15 protein-coding genes and 1 pseudogene are annotated in these 16,563 nt (G+C 57.3%); 11 read left to right on the top strand and 5 right to left on the bottom strand.

The window, feature by feature from the left end; translation table 11 throughout:
- Positions 1-59 precede the first annotated feature (59 nt).
- Positions 60-1,792, bottom strand: a pseudogene (locus DK870_RS14705) (thiamine pyrophosphate-requiring protein).
- Between the two features lie 77 nt (positions 1,793-1,869).
- A complete protein-coding gene (locus DK870_RS14700) occupies positions 1,870-2,727 on the bottom strand; it encodes an SDR family oxidoreductase (RefSeq protein WP_104993621.1) in 858 nt (285 codons plus the stop codon).
- Between the two features lie 298 nt (positions 2,728-3,025).
- On the opposite strand from DK870_RS14700, the gene DK870_RS14695 reads away from it, so the two are divergent.
- From DK870_RS14695 to DK870_RS14665, 8 genes are all read left to right on the top strand, one after another.
- Positions 3,026-7,171 (top strand): CheR family methyltransferase, encoded by a 4,146-nt coding sequence (locus DK870_RS14695; protein ID WP_161548958.1) that lies wholly within the window; start codon positions 3,026-3,028, stop codon positions 7,169-7,171.
- 191 nt (positions 7,172-7,362) lie between these two features.
- On the top strand, positions 7,363-7,662 hold the full coding sequence (locus DK870_RS14690) for a hypothetical protein (RefSeq protein WP_104993619.1): 300 nt from the start codon (positions 7,363-7,365) through the stop codon (positions 7,660-7,662).
- Positions 7,659-7,901, top strand: coding sequence for a hypothetical protein (locus tag DK870_RS29355; RefSeq protein ID WP_174376777.1), 243 nt, complete (start codon positions 7,659-7,661; stop codon positions 7,899-7,901). Before DK870_RS14690 ends, DK870_RS29355 begins: the two co-directional genes overlap by 4 nt.
- A gap of 538 nt (positions 7,902-8,439) precedes the next feature.
- Positions 8,440-8,613, top strand: coding sequence for a general stress protein (locus tag DK870_RS14685; RefSeq protein ID WP_027616405.1), 174 nt, complete (start codon positions 8,440-8,442; stop codon positions 8,611-8,613).
- A 331-nt stretch (positions 8,614-8,944) separates the two neighbouring features.
- Positions 8,945-9,295, top strand: coding sequence for a general stress protein (locus DK870_RS14680; RefSeq protein WP_104993617.1), 351 nt, complete (start codon positions 8,945-8,947; stop codon positions 9,293-9,295).
- Positions 9,296-9,348: 53 nt separating this feature from the next.
- Positions 9,349-9,900, top strand: a complete 552-nt coding sequence (locus tag DK870_RS14675) for an ATP-dependent Clp protease proteolytic subunit (protein ID WP_104993616.1) — start codon at positions 9,349-9,351, stop codon at positions 9,898-9,900.
- A gap of 29 nt (positions 9,901-9,929) precedes the next feature.
- The gene (locus DK870_RS14670; RefSeq protein WP_027616402.1) at positions 9,930-10,169 is read left to right on the top strand and encodes a DUF2934 domain-containing protein; all 240 of its coding nucleotides are present in this window, start codon (positions 9,930-9,932) and stop codon (positions 10,167-10,169) included.
- Positions 10,170-10,365: 196 nt separating this feature from the next.
- Positions 10,366-10,581, top strand: coding sequence for a hypothetical protein (locus DK870_RS14665; RefSeq protein WP_104993615.1), 216 nt, complete (start codon positions 10,366-10,368; stop codon positions 10,579-10,581).
- 48 nt (positions 10,582-10,629) lie between these two features.
- On the opposite strand, the gene DK870_RS29680 is transcribed toward DK870_RS14665, so the two are convergent.
- Positions 10,630-10,899, bottom strand: coding sequence for a DUF6555 family protein (locus tag DK870_RS29680; protein WP_104993614.1), 270 nt, complete (start codon positions 10,897-10,899; stop codon positions 10,630-10,632).
- Between the two features lie 508 nt (positions 10,900-11,407).
- On the opposite strand from DK870_RS29680, the gene DK870_RS14660 reads away from it, so the two are divergent.
- Positions 11,408-12,181, top strand: coding sequence for an SRPBCC family protein (locus tag DK870_RS14660; protein WP_234016631.1), 774 nt, complete (start codon positions 11,408-11,410; stop codon positions 12,179-12,181).
- Positions 12,181-13,350 carry a zinc-dependent alcohol dehydrogenase gene (locus tag DK870_RS14655; protein WP_104993612.1) on the top strand — a complete coding sequence of 390 codons (1,170 nt, stop codon included), beginning with the start codon at positions 12,181-12,183 and terminating at the stop codon, positions 13,348-13,350. The genes DK870_RS14660 and DK870_RS14655 overlap by 1 nt, the downstream gene beginning before the upstream one ends.
- A 90-nt stretch (positions 13,351-13,440) precedes the next feature.
- Here DK870_RS14655 and DK870_RS14650 read toward each other — a convergent pair whose 3' ends face one another.
- Both DK870_RS14650 and DK870_RS14645 read right to left on the bottom strand, forming a co-directional pair.
- Complete coding sequence (locus DK870_RS14650) at positions 13,441-14,772, bottom strand: APC family permease (RefSeq protein ID WP_234016630.1); 1,332 nt, start codon at positions 14,770-14,772, stop codon at positions 13,441-13,443.
- A gap of 133 nt (positions 14,773-14,905) precedes the next feature.
- Complete coding sequence (locus tag DK870_RS14645; protein WP_104993611.1) at positions 14,906-15,220, bottom strand: hypothetical protein; 315 nt, start codon at positions 15,218-15,220, stop codon at positions 14,906-14,908.
- Positions 15,221-15,638: 418 nt separating this feature from the next.
- Here DK870_RS14645 and cyoA point away from each other — a divergent pair, with 418 nt between their 5' ends.
- Positions 15,639-16,562, top strand: a complete 924-nt coding sequence (gene cyoA / locus DK870_RS14640; RefSeq protein WP_161548957.1) for a ubiquinol oxidase subunit II — start codon at positions 15,639-15,641, stop codon at positions 16,560-16,562.
- Position 16,563 lies beyond the last annotated feature (1 nt).

Below are 16,563 nucleotides of genomic sequence, written 5' to 3'. Positions count from 1 at the left end.
TGCCGGATTCTCATGTCCATGTCCTTAACGCTTTGGCTGCGCGGGTGCGCAGGCGTTCGTTATTTTTTTGCGCCTCCTGGCAGAACGCTGGCCAACACTTGCTTGGCGGTTTGCACAATCACCCCGGCTTCATCCGGGTCGCCTTTGAGCAACGTGGTGGCGAACTTTTTGGCCTGTTCCAGTTTGATATGCGGGGGAAGTGGCGGCACGTCGGGGTCGGTCTTGAACTCGATCATCACCGGTACATCCGAGGCCAACGCCTGTTCCCAGGCCGCAGCCACATCTTCCTCGCGCTCGACGAAAACCCCCTTCAGCCCCAGCGAAATAGCAAACAGGTGATACGGCACGTCAGGAATAGATTGCGAAGCCTTAAACTTGGGGTCGCCTTCCATCACGCGCTGCTCCCAAGTGACCTGGTTCAGGTCTTCATTGTTGAACACCGCACAGATCCAGTTAGGGCTCTGCCACTGCCGCCAGTATTTGGCCACGGTGATCAGTTCGGCCATGTTGTTCATCTGCATCGCGCCGTCGCCCCCCAGCGCGATCACGGTGTTCTGCGGCTGCGCAAACTTGGCGGCGATGGCGTACGGCACGGCAGCCCCCATGGACGCCAAGCCACCGGACAGGGAACATTGCATGCCACGGCGGATCTTCAAGTCGCGGGCATACCAGTTGGCACAGGACCCGGAATCGCTGGTGATGATGGCGTGGTCGGGCAGGCGTGGAGACAGCTCGTAGACCACGCGTTGCGGGTTGATCGGTTTGGCTTTTGCCAGGGCGCGTTTCTCCAGGGTTTTCTCCCAGCTAGCACACCAACCCTCGACCTTTTTGCGCCATTTACGCTGAGTCTTGTGGGTGAGCAACGGCAACAACGCAGCCAGGGTCTGGGCGGCATCGCCCACCAGATTCACCTCCATGGGATAACGCAGGCTTAACATGTCGGGTTGCAGGTCAATCTGCACCCCACGGGCCCGGCCTTCCTTGGGCAGGAACTCTGAGTAAGGAAAACCCGAGCCGATCATCAACAAGGTGTCGCATTCGGTCATCAGCTTGTAGCTGGGCTCGGTGCCCAACAGGCCGATGCTGCCGGTAACCCAGGGCAAATCGTCAGGGACTGCAGCCTTGCCGAGTAGCGCCTTGGACACCCCGGCGCCGAGGGCTTCAGCGACGGCGATGACTTCATCGGTGGCCGCCAGCGCCCCAGCGCCGACCAGAATCGCAACTTTCTCACCGGCATTCAGCACGTCTGCGGCGCGCTGTAGATCCGCCTCATACGGCACCACTCGCGGTTTTGAATAACCTACCCCCGAGTGCACTGTGCCGTGGGCCCTGGCGGGCGGTTCGTAGGCCGCCTCCTGCAAATCGTTGGGCAGGATGATCGCCGTCACTCGGCGTTCACCGACTGCCGTGCGTACGGCCCGATCCACCAAGTGACGCACCTGGGATGGCATCGTAGCCTGCTGCACGAATGCCCCTGCCACATCCTTGAACATCGACACCAGATCCAACTCCTGCTGGTAATGCCCCCAAGCGCCGACCGCGCCTGCTGCCCGACAATCGCCAGCACCGGCATATGGTCCATCCGCGCGTCATAGAGCCCAGTGATCAGGTGCGAGGCACCTGGCCCTGATGTGGCTATGCAAACGCCCAGCTCCCCCGTGAATTTGGCGTGGGCCGACGCCATGAACGCGGCCATTTCCTCATGACGGGCCTGAATGAATTCGATCTTGCCCTACGTCCGGCTCAACGCGCCGAATACACCATTGATACCGTCCCCCGGGTAACCAAAGATTCGGGTAACGCCCTATTGGCTGAGTCGCTCAACCAGAAAGTCGCCTACTGTCGTCGTCATCGAATGCCTCGCTTCATTCAAAGAATGGGTTTGCCACCTGTTACGCCGTAGCGTTCACCGGAGATATAACTGCCCTCATCCGACGCCAGCAGTACGTAGATGGGCGAGACTTCGACTGGCTGGCCGGGGCGCCCCAGCGGTGTATTGCCACCAAAGTTCTTGACGGTGTCCTCGGTCATCGTCGACACGATCAATGGCGTCCAGATTGGCCCGGGCGCCACACTGTTGACGCGAATACCGCGTTTGCCGAGCATCTGCGCCAGGCCCGCAGTGAAGTTGGCGATCGCGCCTTTGGTGGCCGCATAGGGCAACAGCGTGGGGTTGGGCGCATCGGAATTGACCGAGCTGGTGTTGATGATCGAACTGCCCTCGGCCATGTGCGGCAGCGCGGCCTTGCAGATGCGAAACATCGCGGTGACGTTAACGTTAAAGGTCTTTAGCCAATCCTCGTCGGGGATGTCTTCCAGGCTTTCGTAGGTCATCTGGAACGCCGCGTTGTTGACCAGCACATCGATGCGTCCGAACTTCTCCACGGTGTCAGCGACGATCGCCGTGCACTGATCCGCGTTGCCCAGGTCGCCGGGTAGCAACAGGCATTGACGACCCGCCGCCTCGACCCACCGCGCGGTTTCCTTGGCGTCTTCATGCTCATCCAGATAGGAGACCGCCACGTCCGCGCCTTCGCGTGCGAAGGCGATGGCCACCGCACGCCCGATGCCGCTGTCGGCCCCGGTGATCAACGCTACTTTGTTGGCGAGGCGGCCCGAGCCTTTGTAGGTCTGCTCACCGCAATCGGGCATTGGATCCATCTTGTGCTGTTCACCGGGTACGGGCTGCTGTTGGGTCTTGAATGGCGGTTTTGGATAACTGTTCATGGGGCTCCCTCCTGGCTGTGATTACTTTTTGCGAGGGTCGGCCGGGAGGGTAAGTTCAGATGAATTTCGAAAAAATCAGATGACCGTTCAGGCGCGGCAGTGCCATTGGTCAAAATGAATAAACCTTCTGAAGGTGGCGTGCCTCAACCGCAAGGTAAGGTTTATAGGTTTAGCGATTCGAGGCATTCTTCTGAACCCAGGTTTTCCGCTATATTTCACTTTCGGTTCAAGCCTCGCCCTCGCTTAATTTTTTTTCCTCCACGCTCTTTGCGTGCGCAGTTAACCAAGGTTGGTACTTATGAAGTCTGCCCCCCTGCGGTCCCCTAACGTTCCGCAACGCAAGGATCTGATCCCCAGTGACTTGGACTTTCCGGTGGTTGGGATTGGCGCGTCCGCGGGCGGGCTGCAAGCAGTAAAAGCGTTTTTTGAGCATATGCCCAAAGACTGCGGCATGGCGTTCGTGGTGATTCTGCACCTGTCTCCTGATCATCAAAGCGTGGCGGACAAGATCATCCAGGAGTCGACCCGCTTACCGGTGTCACAGGTCAATAACACGACGCCCATCGAAAAAAATCAGGTGTACGTCATCTCGCCTGCTCACCATTTGAAGATGAATGATGGCTATTTAGCGGTATCCCCATCAACCCGCGAGGGCGGCTCGCACATAGCCATCGACCTGTTTTTTCGCGATTTGGCAGATGCGCATAAAGAACGGGCGTTTTGCGTGATCCTTTCAGGGACCGGAGCGGACGGCGCGGTCGGCCTGTCTCGGATCAAGGAGCAAGGCGGGATCACTTTGGTACAAAGCCCGGAAGATGCAGAGTTCGATGGTATGCCATTGGCTGCCATCGAAACGCAAATGGCCGATCTCGTGCTTCCCGTGGTGGAAATGCCCCAGAAGTTGCTGGAGCTGTGGCGCAACGCTCAGTCAATCATCCTGCCCACCGCCGACGATCCCGAAATCAAAACCACCCCGCCCGCAACCGAACGCGATGCAGCCGTGGCCGAGCAGTTACTGCTGGACATCCTGATTCAGCTACGCGCCATTACCGGGCACGACTTCAAGCATTACAAGCGTGCCACAGTGTTGCGCCGTATTGAGCGACGCTTGCAAGTAACCGCCCAGCCGGACCTCGCGGCCTATTATAATTTCCTCCAGGAGCACCCAGACGAAACCAAGGCCCTGCTCGGCGATATGCTGATCGGCGTGACCAACTTCTTCCGCGACCGCGAGGCTTTTGAAGCGCTTGAACGTGACGTGATACCCAACCTGGTGAAATCGCTAGAAGACAGCGTGCCACACCGTGAACAAGTGCGCATCTGGTCGGCCGGCTGTTCCACCGGCGAAGAAGCCTACAGCCTCGCGATGCTGGTGGCCGAGCAACTGGCGCTGGATGCCAGCGGCGCCAAAATGCAGGTTTTTGCCACTGATATCGACGAGCGTGCAATCACCCACGGCCGCAACGGCGTGTACCCCGAGGCGATCATCACCGACGTACCGCCGCCGCGCTTGCGCCAGTATTTTGCTAAGGAAAAAAACCAGCACTATCGGGTACGTAAAGAAATCCGCGAGAAGGTTTTGTTCGCTAAACACAGCCTGCTGGCCGACCCGCCGTTCTCCCAGATCGACCTGATCGTGTGCCGCAACCTGTTGATCTATCTTGACCGCGAAGTGCAGCGCGACATCCTGCAGATGTTCCACTTTGCGCTGCGCCCCGGTGGCTATCTGTTCCTTGGATCCTCGGAGTCGGCCGACGGCTGCCTGGACCTGTTTGTGCCGGTCGACAAACGAAACCGCATTTTTCGGGTGCGTGCCGGATCCTCAGGCATTCGCCGCGCCCCGACCATTCCGCGAGGCGGCTACTTGCGCCCAAGCGCCCCGTCGATTGCGCTCGAAAATAAGGCCCCTAACAAAGTTTCATTAGCGGATATTCATCTGCGGGCTCTGGAGAAAGCCGCACCGCCAAGCGTTTTAGTCGACATCCACGCGCAGATCCTGCACATGAGCGAAGGTGCCGGGCGGTTCCTGCGTTATGTGGCTGGCGAGATAACGCATAACCTATTGGCATTGGTTCATCCCGACCTGCGCCTCGACATCCGCACCACACTCTTTCAGGTCCAGCAATCGAACATGCCTGTGACCTCCCGCAAGATCCGCGTTCAGCGCGAGCAGGCCCCCTTCATGGTGGACATTACCGCCCGCCCCTACCGCGATGACGCGACCGAAAGCGACTATGTGCTGGTGATCTTCCAGGAAAGCCCTTTCGACCCCCAACAGACCGATTCCACTGCCGTCAGCCATGCTGAAAACGCCATCATGGGCAACCTGGAGCAGGAGCTGCAACGCACCAAGCTGCACTTGCAGGACACCATCGAACAGTCGGAAGTCTCAAGCGAAGAACTCAAGGCCTCCAACGAAGAAATGCAGGCGGTCAACGAAGAATTGCGTTCGGCCACCGAAGAGCTGGAAACCAGCAAGGAAGAGCTGCAGTCGATCAATGAAGAGCTGTTGACCGTCAACTATGAACTTAAAACCAAGGTAGAAGAGACGGACAAGGTCAATGACTACCTGACCAACCTGATCGCCTCCACCGACATCGCCACCGTATTCGTCGACCGCAATATGCGCATCCGATGGTTCACGCCCCGCGCCACCGATATATTCAGCATGCTCCCGGTGGACACTGGACGCTCGTTGATGGACATCACCCACCGCCTGGATTACCCGGAAATCACCGAAGACGCTGCGACGGTGTTTGAATCGCTGAGCATGATCGAGCGGGAAATCAGCGGTAAGGACAACCGCTGGTACATCGCGCGGTTGTTGCCCTACCGCTCCAGCGAGGATCACATCGATGGTACGGTGCTGACCTTCATCGATATCACCAAGCGGCGCCAGGCCGAAGAGGAACTGCGCCTGGGCGAAGAGCGCATGCGACTGGTGGCCGAGAGTACCCATGACTTTGCAATCATCATCCTTGATGACCACGGCGCCATCACCGATTGGAACACGGGAGCAGAACTGATCTTCGGCTACACCAAGGACGAAGTCCTGGGCGCCTATTACGACTTGATATTTTCACCGGAGGACCGCTCCTCCGGTGTCCCGGAGAGCGAGCTGCGCGCGGCCCGCGAACATGGTCGCGGTGAAGATGAGCGCTGGCATGTGCGCAAGGATGGCAGTCGGTTCTACTGCAGCGGTGAGGTCACGCTGCTCAAGAGCGACAGCTTGCAGGGCTACGTCAAGATCGCCCGCGACCTCACCGGCCACAAACGCACCCAGGATGAGCAGAGCCAGCGCCTGATGGAGACCCAGACGAAGAGCCATCTCAAGGACGAGTTTTTCGCGGTGATGTCTCACGAACTCAAACATCCACTGAATCTGATCCAACTGAACGCGGAGTTACTGCGTCGCTTGCCCGCTACCAAGGCGGCGGGCTCGGCGATCAAAGCCGTGAATACGATCTGCGAGGCCGTGTCCAGCCAGGCGCGGATCATTGACGACCTGCTGGATGTCGCCCGGGTTCGCACGGGCAAGCTCAAGTTGAAAAAACAACAGGTTGATCTGATTCGTACCCTGCAGGATATCCATGGCGTAGTGCTCGCCGACGGGCATCGTCGTCAGGTGACGCTGCAAACGCCTTCGGATCATGCATCACTGATCGTTGATGTCGACCCGACGCGCATTGAGCAGGTGATCTGGAACCTGGTCAACAACGCGCTGAAATTCACCCCGGAGGGCGGTCAGGTGCAGTTGGTGCTGAGCCGCTCGGAGGGGCGCGCCCAGTTGGACGTAATCGACAGCGGCATCGGCCTGGCCGATGACAGCCTGGAGAAGATCTTTGACCTGTTCGGGCAGGCAGAAAACCAACATCTGACGCATCAGCGCGAGGGCCTGGGGATAGGCTTGTCCTTGGTACGCCAACTGGTTGAGGCTCACGAAGGCTCGGTCAGTGTCCATTCCAAGGGGCTGGGTTTTGGCTGCACCTTCTCGATATGGCTGCCGCTGTGCGAACAACAGGATCATCTGCCATTTTCTGACGCTGAACAGGACGCGGATGAACGCCTGCATGGCGTCAAGGTGTTGCTGGTGGATGACTCTGCCGAGGTGCTTGAAGTGCTGAATTTGCTGTTGGAGATGGAAGGCGCCCAGGTTAGCGCCTTCAATGACCCACAGACTGCGCTGGAAACGGCCCGCGATGCACAGTATGACTTGATCATTTCGGACATTGGCATGCCGAAAATGAATGGCCATGAGCTGATGCGCAAGCTGCGCACGATAGGTCATCTGCGTCAGGTTCCCTCGATCGCACTCACAGGCTATGGGGCCGGCAGTGATCAGAAAAAGGCGGCTGAGTCGGGCTTCACCAGTCATTTGAGCAAACCGGTCGTCCACGATTCGTTGATTGTTCTGATCGAAAAATTGTGTTGCTTACGTCGTTAGTTGAGACTTTCTCAGTAGAGATAAGACGGGCCCTTGGGGGTTAAACGCGTAGCTCCATCTAAAAAGACGATAATTTAAGGCAAACTGAATCGTTGAATTAATCGATATTTCAGAGAAAACCATTTTGATACACGGGCTTTGCAAGCGGGTCACACAGTTATACAGAGACCTGCTGATGAAGGATTCAAGCCATGCAACACAACGACATCGACGCAAAAATGATGGCCTGCCGCCAGTTGGCCATGGAGCAGAATCAGAAGCTTTTCAACGAGGCCAACGCCCTAAGCCGCAGCGCATTCGACCTGCTGGAGCAGCCTGATTTCGATAGCGAAATGTATGATGAATATCTGCGCCTTCGCGGCAAAGCCGAAGCGCTTTTCCGTGAAGCGATTGACCATCTTGGCGTGCTCAACAAGCATTTTCCATTGCCCACCGTAAGCGTGGTCGCCGACGGTGGAAAAGCTGCCAGGCGCGAAAAGGAGATTGCATGATGAAAAATTCTCAGCACGCCTGGGACCTGGCGATGGTTCTGATTGCTAATGGTAAAATTCCTTTCGATCCCGCCAATTTGAGCGGATCGGTAAAAATACTTGCGCGGCATTTGGAGGCGCTGGAGACAGCACTTCGTGAAGAGGCGATTTTGGCCGAAACCTCGCTCGCCGAAAATCTGAGTCAGCGTTGCCTGCAAAAACAGGTTGGCCGCAGCCGTATCTTGGTAGGTGCCGATTGACCATCGTCAAGGGACAGTATCGGGCCGCTGAAAAGAGCTCAACACGCGCTGGCGGAATGCTGCGCGTCGGCGGGTAAATGAGCTGACGGGGCGTTACTCTTTAATCAAATCCATTATTGGCGGTTCGAGGGGTTGGTGCGAGCTTCAGGTCATTTGCCAGCCTCCGTTTTCCTGGCCAGCCCCGCCCCACGATCAGTCTGTTTCATATCTATATATTTGGCATAAAGTGCCTAAACCTCCGTGATGTACTTTTCGGTAGTCGATCCGTACAAGAGCCCTCAATTAAAATCATTTTCGACACTAAGCGAAGCGGCAACCATTGCTATTAATTTAATATCACTCCCGCCCTACCCAAAGTAAAAACTTATACGAAGCGGCGCGAACACCGCGCATCTGTACAAGTTTCTTTCAACCAAAGACCGTTCATCGTCCTTTTTAAAAAAATCTCGAAACATTTAGACGGTCGCCCTTATCGAAAACTATGTCCGTTGCAATAAACGGGCGTAAGCGAAACCTCAATTACAGTTGGAGTAGCATTATGACGACCAGTAATAAAAACCCAGGTAATTTCGCCAACGATCACGAAAAAGCCTCCGAGGCGGGAAAGAAAGGCGGTCAGGCATCTGGCGGCAACTTTGCCAATGACCGCGAAAAGGCTTCGGAAGCTGGCCGTAAAGGTGGCCAGAATAGCCATGGCGGCGGCCGCAAGTAGTAAGCGTGGTCACAAGGGGGCAGCAATGCTGCCCCTTCTGTTAATAGCAAAGGAGAACTAAGCATGCGTGCATCACCAGACTATCAGCGAAGCGTTTTACCTCACCAGCCGAGCACGCAAGTGCGAACTGACGCGGGGGCAAGCCAACGCGCGAACACATTGCCGTGTTACGAACATCAGCGCGTCGTGGAACTGGCTGAAGCGACTGCCGATGTGTCGCAAACACTACCGCTGTGCGAAAGGCATTTATAACCTGAGCGACCATCAGTATTTAGGTGCCTGTAGATCGAGATGAAAGATATATTAACGACATAACGACGAGATTACTGAAATGACTACTAACGACAAGCAAAATCAAATGAGCGTCAACGAAGCCGGTAAAAAAGGCGGCGATGCAACTTCGGCTTCCCATGACAAAGAGTTCTATCAAGAGATCGGAAGCAAGGGTGGCCAAAACAGCGGCGGCAATTTCAAAAATGATCCCGAGCGCGCCGCCGAGGCCGGTAGCAAAGGCGGCCAGAACAGCGGCGGCAATTTCAAGAATGATCCCGAGCGCGCCGCCGAAGCAGGTAGCAAAGGCGGCCAGAACAGTGGCGGCAACTTTGCCAACGACCGTGAGAAAGCCTCGGAAGCTGGCCGTAAAGGCGGCCAAAACAGCCATGGTGGCGGACGCAACGGTTAATGTGCTTGATGCAGGGGAGCTGTGCTCCCCTGCCTTGATTGACGAGGGACACCATGCCTTTACACGTTATTAACTTTACGGCGTCGGTCACCGCCTCAACCTGCAGCCAACTCATCGAAAAGGCCTCGTTGGCCGTTCAGCAAGAGGCTTCGGGCCTGGTCGTGAATATCGCCACTATGGGCGGCGAATGCAGCTACGGTTTTACCATGTACAATTTTCTGATGGCGCTGCCGATCTCGGTGCACACGCACAACCTGGGCACCGTGGAGTCGATGGGCAATATCATCTTTCTGGCCGGAGAGCGCAGAACGGCGTGCAAGCACAGTAAATTTCTGTTTCATCCGTTTCATTGGCATGTGCAAGGCGCCGTCGACCATTCGCGCATGTCCGAATACGCCATGAGCCTTGACTACGACTTGCAGTTGTATGCGCGCATCGTCGAAGAGCGTACCCGGGATGCAAGGGAAAAACTCGAAACAGAAAAGTACCTGATCGCGGCGCCGCGCATTCTCGACCCGCAACAAGCCATGACAGCCGGCTTGATCCATGGGATCGAACTACCGGTCATCAAGGCTGAGTTTGTAAGCAGCTTCATTCACTCCTAGCGTTTTTAAACTGGAACAGGAGCACCACGATGGACGAAGAAACGATTCGACTCACCGCCTACCGTATTTGGGAACAACAAGGTAAGCCTGACGGTCAGGATTTTTTGCATTGGCTGCAAGCCAGAGACGAACTGACGCCCGGGCAAATAGATAGCTCTTCGGGCACGATCGAAAGCAGTGTTACGCAGCCTGTACCGGTCCAATCAAAGCGCCAGGCGGCGCCCTCCTCCACAACGCGAAAAGCACGCAGCAAAAAGCTCGAAGCCTGAGCGGGCCAGATCAGGCGTGCGGACGCGTCTGTCGTAACACCTGCCGACAGTCATGCGCACGCCTTCCCTTTGAAACTCGAATATTGGCACTTTAATATCAATTAATCGCTTGTTTGAAACTCCTCCTTTTTTTTGTTGAAATCATTCACCTCATCATGGATCGTGAGTGAGCTTTTAATTCAGGGAGGAATCGAAGATGTCTGGTCTACAAGCGAACGGCCAGTGCGCCCAATGTAAACAGCCCTTCGAGCCGACGATGGACGAACCCTCCTATCTGGTGTCCACCGCCGCCGAGATGCTCTGCCCGCAATGCAGGCAACAGTATCTGGCGGACTTGATGATGGATGCACTTCAACGCAGCGCCCTCAAGTTATGCATGCTGCAGGAACGTCGAAAAAACAATAAGGCTTGACTCAAACCAACACCCTATTCAAATGTGCGTATTTGTTAAAAGTTAAACTCATTCAGGGGGCGGTGGTACATAGGGCTGCGCAATAAACGGAATACTTCCAGAAGGACGCCACCTGACGTTCTCCAGGCCGTAGCGTTCTGCAAGGGGTCTGCTGACCCGTTTGATTTTTTCATGGCGTGACCGAGGAATTATACCGATCCCAGCATCGCAAGATGCCCAATGCCACGCCTCTGCATTACTCATGATATCCGCTCTTATAATGAAAGATCTCGGCTTATGATGGTATTCGTACTCGATAATATATAAAGAATTTTTCATATGCCCTCCTTCTGATTTTTGTTATTGGAGCAGCGCAAAGGTTCAGATTATCCCTCTTGATGTGTATTTTTAGTTGCGCCAACTTGCGGCACTATCGGGATATGACCATTCGTCGGCGCCTTCTGAAAAAAACCAAACCGTTATCGATTTATCGCTTCTTACTATTGAGCCTGTTCCCTCCAGACTCTGGTAAAACTCCTGTCTTGCCCGTACTCCGTGCGGGCTTTTTTTGAGCAGTTCATAGAGCCGTGACGCTGTTCGGCGAGCCGGTGACTAGTGCGCCGCACTTATATACACAACGTCGGCTTGTTTCGCCGCGCCCCAATGCGCTGCTATGAGTAACTTGAACTTCAAGGGCGGGAAACCTTTCATCTCTAATCGTGAAATGCGGTGGAACTCAAGCTGCGCAGGTTTTTCTATCGCAGACACATCCATCGGAGGATTGACCATGACTGACCAGCCACTAATATCCACCCACACCCCTCCTGACGCGCACCGAAGCGGCACGATGACCAAGGCTGAGCGCACACTTTTGCTGGCCTCTGGCGCTGCCCTATTACTGCATGGCTGTCGCAAGGGTGGGTTGAGTGGTGCACTCCAGATTGCGGCGGGCGCCTACGGTGTGATTCGCGGTGCAGCCGGGCACTGCGCACTGAAGCGGGTGTTGACACCAACCCCCTACGAAACACAATTCAGCCGCGAACATCAGTGGCCGATCAGCGAGGCAATCACGCGCAGTATCACGATCTTGCGCCCATCGGATGAGGTGTCTGCCTTCATCGCCAGGCCCGAGAACATCGGCCCGTTGCTGCGCTGGGTCGACAGTGTCGAGCAACTGACCCCGGACACCGCGCTCTGGAAGCTCCGCGCACCGGCCGGCCGGCGCCTGCAGTGCGCGCTTGTGCAGATCGATACACAGGATCGCCATGTACTGCATTGGAAAACTCCAGGCGACGCGCGATGGGCGCACGACATTACCGTCTCGCTGAGCCCCGCCCCGGCCGGCCGTGGAACCCAGGTCAAGGCGGTGGTGGTGTGCAAGCCGGCAATGGCCAAGTTGGGCTATGGCTTGGCGCGTGCGATCAGCCTGTTCAGCGACAAAGCCTTGCTCAACGCCCTGCAGGCAGTGAAGCAGCAACTGGAGACCGGCGAGGTCAGCAACAACCGCTCCAGGCCGGAACAGGACGACGATTTTTTTTACGTACACGCCGGCGCTGACCAGGTCGCAACCGATCACCCGTCAGCCAAAACCGGCGTTGTTATCGAAGGAGGACCCCACTGATGCGCGCACTCACTTGGCAAGCACCTAATCTACTGCGAGTCGACAATGTCGCCGACCCTGCCATCCTCAACCCACGGGACGCGATCATTCGCGTCACCCTCTCCTCTGTCTGCGGTTCGGACCTGCACTTGCTCGGCGGCTACGTACCGGCCATGAAGCCCGGCGATATCATTGGCCACGAATTCATGGGCGAAGTGGTCGAGGTCGGCAAAGGCGTCACCGACCTGCGCAAGGGTGACAAAGTGATCACCATCTCAATCATCGGCTGCGGCAACTGCGAGCCGTGCCAGCGCAGCGATTTTTCCTGCTGCGACAACTCCAACCCAAACCCGTCGGCGACGGACCTGATGTATGGCCAGCCATGCTGCGGCATCATCGGCTACAGCCACGCTTTTGGCGGTTACCCGGGCAGTCACGCGACCTACGTGCGGGTGCCGTTTGCCGACGTCAACCTGTTCAAGGTGCCCGAAGGCGTGAGCGATGAGCAGGCGCTGTTTGTCTCGGATGCGGCGCCCACCGGTTACTTCGCGGCGGACAATGCCGATATCCAGCCCGGCGACACCGTGGCAGTGTGGGGCTGCGGCGGCGTTGGCCAGATGGCGATCTGCAGTGCTTACCTGGTGGGCGCCGAGCGGGTGATCGCGATTGATCGTTACCCCGACCGGCTGCGCCTGGCCGAAGAACGCGGCAAGGCGATCCCTATCAACTACGAGAAAACCAACGTGCACGAAGCCTTGCTGGAGTTGACTGGCGGACGCGGCCCGGATCGCTGCATCGACTGTGTGGGCATGGAGGCGCATGGCACCGAGATCGACTATGCCTATGACAAGGCCAAGCAGTTGCTCAGGCTGCACACCGAACGCGGCAGCGTGCTAAGGCAGGCCATACGTGCCTGCCGTAAAGGCGGCACGGTATCGGTAGTCGGCGTGTACGGTGGGTTGCTCGACAAGTTCCCGATGGGCGCGATCGTCAACAAGGCGTTGACGCTAAGATCCGGACAGCAACCGGGGCAGCGTTACGCACCGACCCTGTTCGAGCATATTCGCAAAGGCGAGCTTGACCCTGCCTACTTGCTGACCCATCCCATGAGCCTGGAAGAAGGGGCGCAAGGCTACAAGCTGTTCAAGGAAAAAACCGATAATTGCCTGCGGGTGGTGTTTAAGCCCTGAGGGTCGTGCGTGTGGTTTCAATGCCTGGCACGCCGAACAGCGGGGGATGTGTGAGCCGTAGATGCCGATACCCATGCTCCGATGAGCGGTTTAGCCAGGCTCCGCGACCGGCGTCGCCAGGCGGTTGCACGCGTACAGCGCACTCCCCAGCAGCATTAACGCGCCGCCTCGCAGCCAAGTGTCGAGGCCTTGCTGGCTGAGCAGGATCAGGCAGGAAACAATCGCCAGCACCGGCACCCAGGTCGGCACACGAAAATGTTGTTCTGCGACGGTTTCGCGGCGCAATACCAGCACCGCCAGGTTGGTGCTCAAGAACACGAAAAGCAGCAACAGCACGACCGTCTCGGCCAACGCTGCGAGCGTGCCGGTCAACGTCAAGGAAATGGCCACCAGGGTGCTGGCGATGATCGCGACCCACGGCGTGCGCCGCTTGGGCAGCACACGCCCAAGCGGCGCCGGCAACAGGCCCATGCGGGCCATGCCATAGGCCAGGCGGCTGGCCATGACCATGGTCAACAGCGCACCGTTGGCGACCGCCACCAGTGCAATGAAGGCGAAGAGCTGGGGCGGGAGACTCAAGCCCGAGGTGCGCACCACTTCGAGCAATGGCGCCGAGGTGGCCGTCAGCTTGTCTATCGGCAGTACCACCGAAGCAGCGACACCAACCGCCATATACACGATGCCGGCCGTCACCAACGCGGCAAACAGTGCACGCGGATACACCTTGCGCACCCCGCGTACTTCTTCCGCCAGGTTAGCCGACGTTTCAAAACCTACAAACGAATAGAACGCCAGCAATGCAGCGCCCAGCACCGCAAGCATAGGGTTGACGCCGGCCTTGAACTCCAGCGCGCGGCCGAGGTTGGCTTCGCCCGACTGTATGCACCAGGCCGCGGCCACCACCACTAACAGCAGCCCGGACAGTTCGATGCAGGTCATGACCATGTTGGCGCCCAACGACTCCTTGATACCGCGAGCATTGAGCAGCGCTATCACCACCAGGAATATAAGCGCGGCCAGGTGCGGTGATACGTCGACGAACGCCGCCAGGTAGTCGCCGGCAAATGCCAGGGACAGCCCGGCCGCGCTGGTGACGGCGGCCGCCAGCATGCAGAAGCCAACCAGAAACGAAATCAGCGGTGACTTGAATGCCTTCTCGGCGAACACCGAAGCAGCGCCGGCATAGGGGTACTTGGTCACCAGCTCCGCGTACGAACCCGCCGTGAGCATGGCGAAGAACAACGCCACCAGCAGCGGCACCCAGATCGCCCCACCCACCTCGCCAGCGATGGTGCCGGCCAGCGCGTACACGCCGGCACCGAGCACATCGCCGAGAATGAACAGAAACAACATCGGGCCCGTCACGGCGCGGCGCAAGGACGGTTTGGAGGATGCGGCTTGGATGAAGCTGAACTCGGACATGGGCGGCTCGGGCGGCGGGGTTGTTATCAGCAATCAGCGGGCGCGGGCCGGCTGACGCGGGGCTCTCTACAATGGAAAATCCACGCGCCGCCAAAGTTCCGTTTTCCGCTGCAACCCCAGCGCAGGCGCCCCGTCAATCGTCCTCGTGCAGGTGCGCGTCAGCGCAGGGCAAACGCCCCGATTCGCCGCCCGCAATCCGTTCCGCCTGATCAATGCCGCGCTTGAGCGCGTCGTGCATGGTCCATTCGGCGCCCGGCAAGTGCCTGGTGCGTTCAACCACACATTGCCCGGTGGCGGTGTAGACACTGATCAAGACCTCAATATCAGCGTCCTCGCGCTCGCGGGCCCTGACTTCGATATGGCAGCCGTTTTCCACTTCTTGGGTAAAGCACTCTTCCTCCAGTGCCTTCTCGGCCCAGGCCTTATAGGTATTTCCGCGAATGAACATAGCTGTTCTCCAAGACCGTTAGTGCATTGCTCTTCAACTAATACATGAGTTCTTTAGCAGGGATTTACGTGTTTTTCCAAGGCAATTTCAAGTATGCGCCTATCAGAACCCCATTCTCGTTTCGCTTGTTAAACCGTTCGTCAGGCGAGGTAACATTTTGTTAAACCAACCCCTGAGGGCTCATTCAAATTGTTCGGGAGCACGATGATTTTCGCCCGGCAGAGCGGCAGCGAACACTAACAAAACCTGGCAGCATATGAGTTTTATCTACTGACGGCAGCTTATTGTCGGCCGTTAAACAATTAAGGGGACGGTTCACTAACAAGCGCAACGGCAGCGCTTCGCTTAACTAACTCTTGAGCACTGGTGCGGCGGCTTCGGCACTGTAACAACGGATATTTCAATACAGGAGCAAGGCATGAAACGAGCGATTGGCTATTGCCTGGCATATCTCGCCAGCGTCTTATTGTTAAGCGGCTGCAACTTAGTGGTTTTCAACCCCAAGGGGCAGATTGCAACCGATGAGCGCGACCTGATTATCCTCGCCACGGGCCTGATGCTGTTGGTTGTGGTGCCGGTGATCGTGCTGATGTTCGTATTCGCCTACCGCTACCGTGCGACCAATAAAAAAGCGCGTTACTCGCCGCGCTGGGCCAGCTCCCACAAAATCGAAGCGGTAGTGTGGGGCGTGCCGCTGCTGATCATCATCGCCTTGGGCTGGGTGACGTGGAAAACCACCCACGCCCTCGATCCCTATCGCCCGCTCGACTCGGACACGCCACCGATCAACGTCCAGGTGGTTGCCATCGACTGGAAGTGGCTGTTCATCTACCCCGACCTGGGTATCGCCAGCGTCAACGAACTGGCCTTGCCGGTGCACACGCCGGTGAGTTTCACCATCACCTCCGACGCGGCCATGACGTCCTTCTTCATCCCGGCGCTGGGAGGGCAGATCTATGCGATGGCAGGCATGCAGACCAAGCTGCACCTGATCGCCAACGAAACCGGCGAGTTCAAGGGAATCGCCGCCAACTACAACGGCCCCGGTTTTTCCGATATGCATTTCACCACGCTGTCATTGAGCCCCACCGACTTTCAGACCTGGGCGAACAAGGTCAAGGACGCCTCCACAGTCCTTGACCAAACGAGCTATGCGCACTTGGCCAAGCCCACCATCAAGCACCCTGTGACCTATTACTCGGCAGTGCAGGAGCGCCTGTTCCTGGACATCGTCGATAAATACGAAGGCATGAACAAGGCCAATAAAACCAGGCGAGCGCCATTGAGCGGTACTGAAAAGCGCGTCGATCAACACCCCAGTTTACTGGCCGAGGAGCAATAAC

Origin of the sequence: Pseudomonas sp. Q1, assembly GCF_009935975.1 — a bacterium.
GTDB lineage: Bacteria > Pseudomonadota > Gammaproteobacteria > Pseudomonadales > Pseudomonadaceae > Aquipseudomonas > Aquipseudomonas palleroniana.
Note: the sequence above shows the minus strand (reverse complement) of the source record. Positions and strands in the feature narration are given on the sequence as shown.